This window comes from Agrobacterium larrymoorei, from assembly GCF_037722385.1.
In the GTDB taxonomy this organism is placed as follows: Bacteria; Pseudomonadota; Alphaproteobacteria; order Rhizobiales; family Rhizobiaceae; genus Agrobacterium; species Agrobacterium larrymoorei_C.
Genome location: NZ_JBBKAQ010000001.1, coordinates 898,496 through 910,702, shown reverse-complemented (window position 1 = coordinate 910,702; position 12,207 = coordinate 898,496). Strand labels below are relative to the sequence as shown.

General features: G+C 57.6%; 9 protein-coding genes. 6 read left to right on the top strand and 3 right to left on the bottom strand.

Annotation, left to right across the window (positions count from 1 at the left end; translation table 11 throughout):
• Nucleotides 1–8 precede the first annotated feature (8 nt).
• The 3 genes from WKI41_RS04000 to WKI41_RS03990 all read right to left on the bottom strand — a co-directional run bounded on the left by WKI41_RS04000 (nucleotide 9) and on the right by WKI41_RS03990 (nucleotide 3,628).
• On the bottom strand, nucleotides 9–1,538 hold the full coding sequence (locus WKI41_RS04000) for a sugar ABC transporter ATP-binding protein (protein ID WP_340192320.1): 1,530 nt from the start codon (nucleotides 1,536–1,538) through the stop codon (nucleotides 9–11).
• Between the two features lie 209 nt (nucleotides 1,539–1,747).
• On the bottom strand, nucleotides 1,748–2,758 hold the full coding sequence (gene rhaS, locus WKI41_RS03995; RefSeq protein WP_062426723.1) for a rhamnose ABC transporter substrate-binding protein: 1,011 nt from the start codon (nucleotides 2,756–2,758) through the stop codon (nucleotides 1,748–1,750).
• Nucleotides 2,759–2,797: 39 nt separating this feature from the next.
• Nucleotides 2,798–3,628, bottom strand: coding sequence for a DeoR/GlpR family DNA-binding transcription regulator (locus WKI41_RS03990; protein WP_340192196.1), 831 nt, complete (start codon nucleotides 3,626–3,628; stop codon nucleotides 2,798–2,800).
• Between the two features lie 199 nt (nucleotides 3,629–3,827).
• On the opposite strand from WKI41_RS03990, the gene WKI41_RS03985 reads away from it, so the two are divergent.
• The 6 genes from WKI41_RS03985 to WKI41_RS03960 all read left to right on the top strand — a co-directional run bounded on the left by WKI41_RS03985 (nucleotide 3,828) and on the right by WKI41_RS03960 (nucleotide 12,193).
• Nucleotides 3,828–5,921 carry a bifunctional rhamnulose-1-phosphate aldolase/short-chain dehydrogenase gene (locus tag WKI41_RS03985; protein ID WP_340192195.1) on the top strand — a complete coding sequence of 698 codons (2,094 nt, stop codon included), beginning with the start codon at nucleotides 3,828–3,830 and terminating at the stop codon, nucleotides 5,919–5,921.
• 158 nt (nucleotides 5,922–6,079) lie between these two features.
• A complete protein-coding gene (gene rhaI / locus WKI41_RS03980; RefSeq protein WP_340192194.1) occupies nucleotides 6,080–7,372 on the top strand; it encodes an L-rhamnose catabolism isomerase in 1,293 nt (430 codons plus the stop codon).
• Between the two features lie 570 nt (nucleotides 7,373–7,942).
• Nucleotides 7,943–9,022, top strand: coding sequence for a LacI family DNA-binding transcriptional regulator (locus WKI41_RS03975; RefSeq protein ID WP_340192193.1), 1,080 nt, complete (start codon nucleotides 7,943–7,945; stop codon nucleotides 9,020–9,022).
• Between the two features lie 45 nt (nucleotides 9,023–9,067).
• Nucleotides 9,068–10,318 carry an ABC transporter substrate-binding protein gene (locus WKI41_RS03970; RefSeq protein WP_340192192.1) on the top strand — a complete coding sequence of 417 codons (1,251 nt, stop codon included), beginning with the start codon at nucleotides 9,068–9,070 and terminating at the stop codon, nucleotides 10,316–10,318.
• Between the two features lie 67 nt (nucleotides 10,319–10,385).
• A complete protein-coding gene (locus WKI41_RS03965; protein ID WP_340192191.1) occupies nucleotides 10,386–11,318 on the top strand; it encodes a carbohydrate ABC transporter permease in 933 nt (310 codons plus the stop codon).
• 14 nt (nucleotides 11,319–11,332) lie between these two features.
• Nucleotides 11,333–12,193, top strand: coding sequence for a carbohydrate ABC transporter permease (locus WKI41_RS03960; protein ID WP_340192319.1), 861 nt, complete (start codon nucleotides 11,333–11,335; stop codon nucleotides 12,191–12,193).
• The last annotated feature ends 14 nt before the right edge of the window (nucleotides 12,194–12,207 follow it).

Genomic DNA, 12,207 nt, shown 5'->3' with positions numbered 1-12,207 from the left:
AATTCCCCTCACGCATTACCGGTGGCGGCGCGCACCAGCTTCTCAGGCGAAAACTCCGCCCGCTTGAATATGCCGGCCATTAGCCCTTCGCGCATGACGATCGCACGGTCGGACATACCAAGGATTTCCGGCAGTTCGGATGAGATCATGATGATGGACAAACCTTCCGCCGCAAGCTCGCTGATGAAGCCGTGGACCGCAGCCTTCGAGCCGATGTCGATACCCTTTGTCGGCTCGTCCAGAATGATGACCCGCGGCTTGGTCGCCAGCCACTTGCCAATCACGACCTTCTGCTGGTTGCCGCCAGACAGCGTTCCAACGGGCACGGAAAGAGCGGCCGCTCGCAGATCGAGGCGCGTTGCATATTTGCGCGCCAAGGCAAACTCGTTTGCGGCTTTAAGGAAACCCTTGCGCGATGTGTGGGAGAGAGAGGGTAGGGACATGTTCTGGTAGATTGGCATCTCCAGGGCCAGACCGTGACGCCCGCGCTCTTCCGGAACATAGGCGATACCGGCTCGGATCGCGTCTTGCGGTGAGCGGATCTTCACCGCCTTGCCGTCAAGCTTCAGTGTACCGGATGCGGGCTGGGTCATGCCGAAGAGCGACTGGCAGAATTCCGACCGCCCGGCGCCGATTAGACCATAGAGCCCCAGAATTTCACCCTGCTGCAAATCGAAGGAGATGCCGCGAAACTCGGTGTCGTGGCAGTAATCCTCCACCGACAGCACGGTGCCGCCAATGTTCACAGTCTGCTTGGGGAAGGCGTCCTTCACATCGCGTCCGACCATTAGTCGGACGATCTCGTCTTGGGGTGTGGTGGCGAGCTTGCCGGAACCCACCATGCGTCCGTCACGAAAGACGGCATAATTCTCTGCAATTTCATAGACTTCGTCGAACTTGTGGCTGATGAACAGGATCGCCTTGCCTTGCCGCTTCAGGTTTTCGACGATGCGGAAAAGATCGTCGATTTCCTTGCGGGATAAAGCTGCCGTCGGCTCGTCCATGATGACGATGCGCGCCTCGACCGACAGGGCGCGGGCAATGGCGACCAGATGGCGCTGTGCAATTGAAAGGTCTTTCAGTCGAATGGTCGGATCGATCTTGCTTTCCAGCCGCTCCAACAGGGCCCGGGATTTCTCGTTGATCGTTTTCCAATCGATCAGTCCGAAGCGACCCCTCGGCGCATGGCCGAGAAAGATGTTCTCTCCAACGGAAAGCTCGTCGAACAGAACCGTTTCCTGATGGATGGCGGTTACACCAGCATCGATCGCATCCTGTGCGCTCTGAAACTGCACGGGCTTGCCGTCCAGCAGAATTTCGCCTTCGTTGGGCCGATAGATACCGGTCAGGATTTTAACGAGCGTGGATTTGCCCGCGCCATTCTCGCCAATCAGTGCGGTTACTTGCCCGGAATACAGCTGGACATCGACATTATCCAGGGCCTTCACGCCTGGAAAAATCTGGCTGATGCGGCGCATTTCCAGAACGGGGTTCAAGCGTTCCTCTTGAGCCGCATAAAGCGCTGCCGTTTCGGTCATTGTCTCTACTGCCATTTTCTTACGGACCTGCGTACTCATGATCGAGCACAAGAAGCAAAGCCTTCACTCAACGGCATCCCGATGGATTTGCTGATGCAATCATTGGGCATGCATGATCGATGCTTGGTTCAAGCCCGAGGATGACGTCGACTGAGGGATTTTGGAAACATCTCCCGGCGATCGGTGCCGCCGGGAGATTGCCCTAAAGATCAGAAAATCTTGGAGAACTGATCGATGTTCTTTGCGTCGTAGACGAACGGATCGGCCATTGCGGCTTCGCTGTTCTCGCCAACCTTGATCTTGCCCATGCGGCCGGCTTCTATTTCCGAGCCGGGCTTGCCGTCGGCGTCACCTTTGACGAGGTGGTAGGCGATCTGGGTCGCAGAATAGCCAAGGTCGATCGGGTTCCAGATGGCGAATTCCTTCGTCGCGCCGGACTTGATCGCGCCGGCCATTTCAGACGGAAGGCCAAGGCCCGTGACATAGACCTGGCCGATCTTGCCTGCATCCTTCACGGCTTGAGATGCGGCCAGGACGCCAACCGTCGTCGGGGCAACGATCACCTTGACGTTCGGCTGAGAGGTCAGCAGACCTTGCGCTTCACGATAGCTCTTGTCGGCCAAGTCGTCGCCGTAGACGGTGGTGACGAGATTAAGGCCGGGGAAATCCTTCAACTGCTTCTTCATCTCCTCGATCCAGATATTCTGGTTCGTGGAGGTGGTGGTGGCCGAAAGGATGGCGAAGTCGCCTTTGCCGCCTTCAAGATGATCCGCTGCAAGCTGCAAGCACATCTTGCCGATCAGCGCGTTGGAGGAAGGGTTGAGCTGCAGGATACGGCCTGCAGGCGCTACACCGGAATCCCAGGAAATAACCTTGATGCCACGCTGGGCGGCCTTCTTCAGCGCCGGAACCACAGCGTCCGGATCGTTTGCGGAAATCGCAATCGCATCGACGCCCTGGGCGATCAGCGAGTTGATGACTTCGATCTGGCCTTCTGCGGTGGTCGTCGTCGGGCCGGTATAGATGATCTCGACGCCGCCAAGTTCCTTGGCAGCTTCCTGCGCGCCCTTGTTGGCCGCCTCGAAGAAGCCGTTGCCAAGCGACTTGACCACAAGCGCGATCTTCATGTCCTTCGCCTGGGCGACGCTGCCAATACCGGCAACACCAAGCGCTACACCGAGCGCTAGCGCGCGGGTCAGTTTTCTACGTGTTAGCTTCATTCCCTTTTCCTCCCGTTAAAACCTTCCCTTCGGTGCTCCTCAAGCAACCGAAGCGGAATCCTCCTCTGTCGGCGGTTTGTCCTCCGCCTGCGCAGCCGCTGTTCCGGCGATGACCAGCGTCACTCCCGCGGCCTCCACCATGCGTGCGGCCTCGTCTGAAATGTCCTCGTCGGTGATGATGGTCGATACCGTATCCAGTGGCGTCAGGATCAGGCTGGAGCGTTTGCGGAACTTGGAGGAATCGACCATAACGATCAGTTCCTCTGCTTGGCGCATCAGCTTCTGCTCACTCTGGATCACCATTGCATCGGATTCCATGATGCCGAGCGCGCCCACGCCCTGCGCGCCGATGAAAATACGCCGCGCATAGAAATTGCGGATCGCGTCATTTTCAAAAGGCGACAGGATCAGACTCTGGTCGCGATAGATCGCGCCACCAGGTACGCTGACATTGCACTTCGAGTGCTTCACCAGATGCTCGGCAATGGCGAAAGAATTCGTCATAACCTGCAGGCGCCGGGCCGACATGTAATGCACCATCTGGAAGGTCGTCGTCCCGCCATTGATGATGATGGCGTCACCTTCCTCGCACAAATCGACGGCCTTGCGTGCAATTGCGCGTTTCTTATCGATATTGACCGATTCTGACACGCGGAATGGACGTGCCGCCAGGTTTCCAAGCTGTGGCGGATGTACCGCTTCGGCGCCGCCGCGCACTCGGCGCAGTTTTCCCTGAACATGAAGCGAGGCAATATCACGCCGGATTGTCGCTTCCGACGCATCGGTCAGCTCGGCAATATCCTGCACCGTCACAACAGGCTTTTCCTGTATGGCGCTCAAGATGATGCGATGGCGTTCGCTCTCGTACATGGGGTCCTCCTGATCGCAATCTTTCGTAAACTTCTTCTGTTGTCAATCAAGTTCGATCAAAAATATCAATGTTGCGGCGCACAATGAAAATTCATGATCGTTTTTGATTGACATGACGCTTTTAGATGCGCGATATCTGCCTGTAATGGGAGGCGGGTCCATCGGAGACTCGCGATAATCGACGTGGGAGGATACTGCGATGGGACAAACCCGTCTTCTCGAAAATCGCTGGGACGACGCTTATGCAGCAACACTGGATGAGCCGGGAAAGCTGCTCTATCGCTCCAACCTGCTCGGCGCGGACAAACGGATCACCAATTACGGTGGCGGCAATACCTCTGCCAAAGTCTGGGAGACCGACCCGCTCACCGGCAATAAAGTCCGTGTCATGTGGGTCAAGGGATCTGGCGGCGATGTCGGCACGATCAAGCTTGACGGTTTCGCCACCCTCTACATGGAAAAGCTGGAGGCGCTGAAAGGCATTTACCGCGGCGTGGAAGATGAAGACCGTATGGTCGGCTTCCTACCGCATTGCACCTTCAATCTCAATCCGCGTGCCGCGTCCATCGACACCCCATTGCACGGCTTCGTGCCTTTCGATCATGTCGATCACATGCATCCGGATGCCATCATTGCGATTGCCGCTTCGAAGAATTCCCGGGAACTGACGAGAGAAGTCTTCGGCGATGAGATCGGCTGGCTGCCATGGCGGCGTCCAGGCTTCCAGCTGGGCCTCGATCTTGAAGCTTTCGTCAAGGCAAACCCAAGCGTCAAGGGCGTCGTGTTGGAAAGCCACGGGCTCTTCACGTGGGATAATGATGCGAAGGCCTGTTACGAGTTGACGCTTGCGATCATCAACAAGGCGATCGAGTGGTTCGCCGCCAAGATGGAAGGCAAGACGATTTTCGGCGGTACAGTCGCCAATACGCTGCCTAAGGAAGAGCGACGGGCCATTGCTGCGCGCCTGATGCCCGAAATTCGCGGGCGGATCGGGAAGGACGAGCGCAAGCTTGGTCATTTCGACGATCAGGATGCCGTATTGGAGTTCGTCAACTCGAAGGAACTGAAGCCGCTCGGCGCGCTTGGCACATCCTGCCCCGACCACTTCCTGCGCACCAAGATCCGCCCCCTGATCCTCGATTTGGATACGTCGAAACCCGATGTGGACGCGTTGCTCGCAGGCCTCGATCAGGCACTGCAAGACTACCGCGCCGACTACAGCCGCTACTACGAAAGCTGCAAACACGACAATTCGCCGAAGATGCGCGATCCGAACCCGGTGATCTTCCTCATTCCAGGCGTCGGCATGTTCTCCTTCGCCAAAGACAAGGCAACGGCGCGTATTGCCGGTGAGTTCTACGTCAACGCCATCAACGTGATGCGTGGCGCCTCCGCCGTTTCGGAGTATCAGGGACTGCCGGAACAGGAAGCCTTCGACATCGAATACTGGCTGCTGGAAGAAGCGAAGCTTCAGCGCATGCCGAAGCCGAAAAGCCTGGCGGGAAGAGTGGCATTCATTACCGGAGGGGCCGGAGGTATCGGCCGCTCCACGGCAGAGCGGCTTGCAAGTGAAGGCGCATGCGTCGTGCTTGCCGACATCGATGAGGGCGCGCTCGACAACACCAAGGGTGATTTCGAAAAGAGGTTCAGCGCTGATGCCGTTCGTACCGTCAAGCTGGACGTCACCCAGGAAGATGCCGTCCTTCGGTCGTTCGCCGAAGCGAGTGTCGAGTTTGGTGGCATCGACATCCTTGTTTCCAATGCGGGCATTGCTTCGTCTGCCCCGGTTGAAGACACCACGCTTGCCATGTGGAACAAGAACATCGACATTCTGGCCACGGGCTATTTCCTTGTGTCACGGGAAGCCTTCCGTCTCTTCCGACGTCAGAAGCTCGGCGGCAATGTCGTCTTCGTTGCATCCAAAAACGGCCTGGCGTCTTCGCCCAACGCATCTGCCTATTGCACTGCGAAGGCCGCTGAAATTCATCTTGCCCGCTGCCTGGCGCTTGAAGGTGCCGATGCCGGCATCCGCGTCAACACTGTCAACCCCGACGCGGTTCTACGCGGCTCGAAGATCTGGAACGGTGAGTGGCGCGAGCAGCGTGCGGCATCCTCCAAGATCGAGGTGGACGATCTCGAGGAACATTACCGTAAGCGTTCCATGCTGAAGCTGAACGTCTTCCCGGAAGATATTGCCGAAGCAATCTTCTTCCTGGCGTCAGACGCATCTGCCAAGTCGACGGGCAACATCATCAACGTCGACGCCGGCAACGCCCAGAGCTTCACACGTTAAGGCACAAGACGCCCGCATGTGCAGTGCGGGCGTCTCTCTAATTTCGGCCAATGAGTTCAGAACAACAATGAAGGCCACAATCGAGCTTTGATACCGCGACCCGCTGTGATGAGGGCGCAGGACAGCTTGAAGAGGGTGTGGGTCAGAGGGAGGACGAAATGACGGAACTAAGGATTGCGGCGGATGTGGTCGGTCGCGAGAACGAGAAGCGTGTAAAGGCGCATGAAGCAGACTATGCCGCCCTTGGTGAGCATCTGGCGCGCCGCGACATCGATATCGATGCGATTACGACCAAGGTCGCCGAATTTTTCGTCGCCGTTCCCTCTTGGGGCGTTGGCACTGGCGGCACACGCTTTGCCCGCTTTCCAGGACTTGGAGAACCACGCGGCATCTTCGACAAGCTGGACGACTGCGCCGTCATCAACCAACTGACGGCCGCCACGCCCACCGTCTCTCTCCATATCCCGTGGGATAAGGAAGATCCTGCAAGGCTGAAGTCGCACGCCAACGCTCTTGGCCTCGGCTTCGATGCGATGAATTCCAATACCTTTTCGGACGGTGCGGATCAGCAGTATTCCTACAAATACGGTTCGTTGAGCCACACGGATGCTGCAACGCGCCAGCAGGCGGTCGATCACAACATCGAATGCATCGAGATCGGAAAGGCACTCGGCTCCAAAGCCTTGACGGTCTGGATCGGCGATGGCTCCAACTTCCCTGGGCAGAGCAACTTCACCAAAAGCTTCGAGCGATACCTTGCCGGAATGGCCGACATCTACAAGGCACTGCCGGATGATTGGCGGATTTTTTCCGAACACAAGATGTATGAGCCAGCCTTTTACTCTACCGTCGTGCAGGACTGGGGCACCAATTACCTGATCGCCAACACCCTCGGCGAGAAGGCTTTCTGCCTCGTCGATCTTGGCCATCACGCGCCAAACACCAATATCGAAATGATCGTCGCCCGCCTGATCCAATTCGGCAAGCTCGGCGGCTTCCACTTCAACGACAGCAAGTATGGCGACGACGATCTCGATGCGGGCGCCATCGAGCCCTATCGCCTGTTCCTCGTCTTCAACGAGCTGGTGGATGCAGAGCATCGCGGCGTGAAACAATTCCATCCAGCTCATATGATCGACCAGTCGCACAATGTGACAGATCCAATCGAAAGCCTGATCTCCAGCGCCAACGAAATCCGCCGGGCCTACGCGCAGGCGTTGCTCGTAGACCGCCAGGCGCTCGAAGGTTTCCAGCAGGAGAACGATGCGCTCATGGCGTCCGATACGCTGAAGCGCGCTTATCGCACGGATGTCGAGGCCATTCTTGCTGAAGCACGAAAGAGGGCCGGTGCGGCAATCGACCCCATCGCGACTTACCGCGCCAGCGGCTATCGCAAACAGGTTGCAGGTGGGCGGCCTTCACAGCGCGGCGGCTCAGGCGGGATCGTCTGAGAAGCAGCAATACCTGCTTGATTTGTCCGGCTGGGACAAGCCGGACAGTCCATGATCGACGCCGGTGGTTCAGCCAGTTCGATAACGGTGGCTGGACGACGTGCCGGCGGCACGTGATGGCGCCTACGAGATAGATTGCCAGATCGATCCGCAGATAACGCCGGAGATTACGATCGCTTTGTTGGCGTTGTTATACCTGACACCCTCTTGTCGGCGGTACGGCAGGTTCTAGGCTTTGGTATGAGATACGCTTCTAAAGTCTTGAGGCGCCGATGACGGGCAGGTGGTCTGCGCCTGCACCGTCATTTACGGCCCGCTTTCGCGACAAGCCGATGGATCGTACGGGCGGCAAAATCCGCGAGGCATCGCGGTAGTGTTGCCGCATTACCCGGTCGATCTCTGCGGCACTTTAGCTCCGATCGACAACTATCGTAAGCTTACGCAGGCAGCTCCCCCTAAACTGGCTGTTGCTCTGGTGCACGCCTAATCTGGAAATCGAACAGATTCTCGCTTGACAGAAAAAACGTTTTCCCTATTTTGAGAAAACGTTTTCTCATTAGGTTGTTTTCGATGATCGAGAGTGGAGCAGGGGCGCAAGCTGAAGCACTGGCGAACGTACAGGATGCGTCTTCGCGCGTTACGATCAAGGATGTTGCAGCGGAAGCTGGTGTTTCCATTTCTACGGCATCGAAGGCACTCAATGAGCGCGGCCGGATGTCTGGAGAAACTCGCGAGCGCATCCAGGCCGTTGCTCAAAAAATGGGATTTCGTCCAAACGCCATGGCACGCGCACTTGTGGGTCAGCGGTCCTTCACGCTTGGCCTTTTGACCAATGATACATACGGTCGCTTCACCTTGCCGATTGCCGCAGGCCTTTCCGTCGCAATGGCGGATCGCGGCGTCTCAGTTTTCCTCTGCGCCATCGATGACGATCCCGAACGTGTTCGTTCCAATATAGAAGCAATGGAAGACAAGCGTGTCGATGGTTTGGTGGTGTCTGGCAAGCGCGTCGACCGAGTTCTGCCAGTAGATCTTCCCACTGTGCATATGCCGGTTGTCTATGTGAATGCGGCGTGCCCCGAGGGTGCGATCGGCTTTGTGCCGGACGATGAGGGCGGTGCTTACGCGGCGGTCTCTCATCTCGTCGGGCTGGGTCGCAAGCGTATCGCACATATTACCGGCCCCAGGAGCTTCAGTGCTGTCGGCCTAAGAGAGCAGGGCTGGCGAAGGGCATTATCCGAAGCAGCACTCCCCTGCTTCGAGGAAGCGCTGTCCGGCGAGTGGTCCGAAGGCTTCGGATATGAAGCCGGGCAGCGCTTCGTAACCATGCCGGTTGCCGATCGACCAGATGCCGTCTTCTGCGGCAATGACCAGATCGCGCGAGGTCTTATCGATGCGCTGACGCTCGCCGGCATTCGCGTTCCGCAAGACATCGCCGTCGTCGGCTTCGATAACTGGGAGATCTTTGCCGCAGCGACGCGACCGCCGCTGACGACGGTCGACATGGCTCTCAAGGAGCTTGGCCGTCAGGCGGGAATAACTTTGCTTGATTTGATCGACGGGAAGCCGGTGGAGGCTGGCCAACGTCGACTTGCCTGCCACCTGATGGTCCGGGAGTCATGCGGAGCGTCTATCAGCAGTTCTGATTGAAAATGCAACAGCGCCGCATCGGCGCATTTCGGGAGGAGAATGGACATGAGACATTGGATATTCGGGCTAAGCGGTCTTGTGGCTGCCGCACTTGCCTTGCCCGCAACAGCCAACGCCGAGAATTTTTCGCTGTGGACCCGCTCCGACAGCTCAACCTTCATGCCGAAGCTTGTCGATGCATTCAACGCCAGTCAGAAGGAACACCACGCGGATTTACAGATCGTTCCCGTAAACGAACTGGTGCAGAAATACGCGGTTGCGACGGCAGGCGGCACGGCGCCAGATGCCCTGTCGCTCGATCTGATCTACACGCCGGCCTTTGCCGCAGCGGGTCAGCTGGAGGACTTAACCGATTTCGCAAAATCGCTCCCGTATTTCAACGCGTTGTCGAAAGCGCATATCTCCGTAGGGACCTATCAGGATCATATTTACGGCTTGCCTTTCTCCGCAGATGGCTCCGTTCTGATCTGGAACAAGAAGCTGTTCAAACAGGCGGGCCTGGATCCCGAAAAGGGCCCGAAAACATGGGCGGAAATTCGCTCCGACGCTGAGAAAGTCAATGCGCTAGGAGGCGACATTAAAGGCTTTTACTTCTCCGGCAACTGCGGCGGCTGCAACATCTTCACCTTCACGCCTCTGATCTGGGCGTCTGGCGCCGATATCTTTTCGGCAGATGGCCGTCAGGTCACGCTCGATACGCCCCAAATGCGCGACGCTATCGCATTTTATCAGGGCATGGTGCGTGACAAGCTCGTCCCTGCCGGTGCGCAGACAGATACCGGCTCGAACTTCTTCGCCGCTTTCGCTACGGGCAAGATCGGCATCACGCCGTCCGGCTCCTTCGCGATCGGCGCTCTTGCGACACAAAGTCCCGACCTTGAATATGGCGTGACGCCGCTTCCCGGTAAGGATGGCGGTTCCTCTTCCTTTGCGGGAGGCGACAATTTCGTCGTGTCGAAAGGCACAAAGAAAATGGAAGCGGTGAAGGCATTCCTGCAATTCTCCTATTCGCTGGAAGGTCAGAAACTTCTCGCACGCAATGGTTCGTTGCCGATCCGCAGCGACATCGCCAAGGAGGCGCTTGAGGGTCTCGACTCACGCTACCTCATCGCCGCTGACGCAATGGCGAAAGGTAAAACGCCGTACACGACGGTTTTCAACGACCTGTTCAACTCCGCCAATGGTCCCTGGATCACCATGTTGAATACGGCATTCTTCGGAACGCCGGACTCGATCGAACCTGCGATCCAGACGGCCCAAAGCACAATGCAGTCGATCGTCGATACCGCACCCTGACCGGAGCGAAAGACAAAGAGGCGGAGGCTTATCTCCGCCTCGTTGATGCCATTGGAGGAACGATCCCATGTCGGACCAAACAACGGCGCCCGCTGGAGGCGCGCCGAACGCTTATCTGCGCCCTCGGCGCAAGCGTCGCCGTGACTGGAAGGGTCTGCTTTACGTTGCGCCTGCGCTCGCACTTGTGCTGGTGTTCTTCCTCTTGCCGCTTTGCATGACGGCGTGGATGTCGCTTCACAACTGGCCGCTCCTGGGGCTGCCCCGCTGGATCGGATTTGGCAACTACAAGGCGCTCTGGAACGATAGAAACTTCTGGAACGCGCTTGCCTTCACCATTCGATACACCATCGCTGCCACGATCGGACTTCTGGCTCTCGGTCTATCGCTGGCGCTGCTGGTGGAAAAGGATCGCCCGTTCTCAGGCGTCTACCGCACCGCCTTCTTCATGCCGGTGGTCATCGGCTTCGCCTCGGCCAGTCTGTTGTGGAGCTGGCTTTCGAATGTCGATACCGGACTTTTTTCCCCGCTCGCCGAAGAGCTGGGATTGACCCAAGGTCGCGTGAACTTGCTCGCAACATTCACGCCAGCCTTCTGGTCCGTCACCGCGATGGTGCTCTGGAAGATGGCCGGCTTTTACATGGTCATCCTGATGAGCGGGCTGCAGGCCATTCCTACCGATTTCATAGAAGCAGCCCGGATCGATGGCGCCAATGCCTTTCAGAGGTTCCGCTTTATCGTCATGCCGCTCTTGCGTCGGCCTTTCGCACTGGCGCTCATCCTATGCGTCTCGGGCTCTATGCTGGCTTTCGATCAGTTCTACATCATCCTGGCAGGGGGACCACAGAACAGCACGGTGACGGCCGTCTACTGGATTTTCAGCCAGTCGTTTGTGTCCTTTCGCCTCGGTTATGGCGCGGCACTCTCCATGGTGCTCTTGGTTATCCTGCTCGTGCTGAGCGCCATTCAGCTTAGGCTCTTGCGTGAGGAGGAACCGAGATGACCGTTCTAGACGCAATGACAACGATGCCCGCCTATCGCCGCAGGTCGGGCCAGACGAGGCGCTACAAAATCCTGTTTCATGTGACCTGCATTCTGATCGCGTTGCTCTTTCTCGCACCCATTGTGCTTGTTCTGATCGCGTCCTTCCACGCCCAACCATCCGCGGGAAGCGGCTTGTTTTCCTTAAGCGGGCTTTGCTTGTGCAGTTATCAAAGGCTGGAAGATTTCGGTTCGGGTATCCTGCACTATGCGGGCAACAGCCTGTTCGTGGCGGCGGGAACGGCAATCCTGACGATTTTGATCTCGGTCTTCGCCGGCTACGGCTTTTCCAGGTTCCGTTTTCCACTGAAGTCACTTGCCTTCCTGCTGATCCTATCGACTATGATGGTGCCGTTTCAGTCGATTTTGACGCCGCTTTTCCTGATTTTGGCGAAGCTCGGCCTGCAGAACACGTTGAGTGGCCTCGTTCTGATCTATGTCACGCTCCAACTGCCATTCTCGGTCTTCATGATGCGCAACGCTTTCGACGCGGTGCCGAAAGAGATCGAGGAGGCGGCGCGCGTCGATGGCGTCAAGGGATTACGTTCGCTCATCTATGTATCGGGACCGCTCGTCCTGCCCGGCATCGTCTCGGTTGGCATCTTTGCCTTCCTCAATGCCTGGAACGAGTTCCTTGCCGCGCTTGTCTTCCTGACCGATCAGGATCGCTATACGCTTCCCGTTCTCGTCACCGCCGTGCGATCAGGTCACTATGGCTCGGTCGATTGGGGCGCCGTGCAGGCCGGCGTGACCGTGATGATGATCCCCTGCCTCATTCTGTTCGTCACCTTGCAGCGCTTTTACATCCGCGGCCTTACGGCCGGCGCAGTGAAGTAAGCCCAGTCTCATTC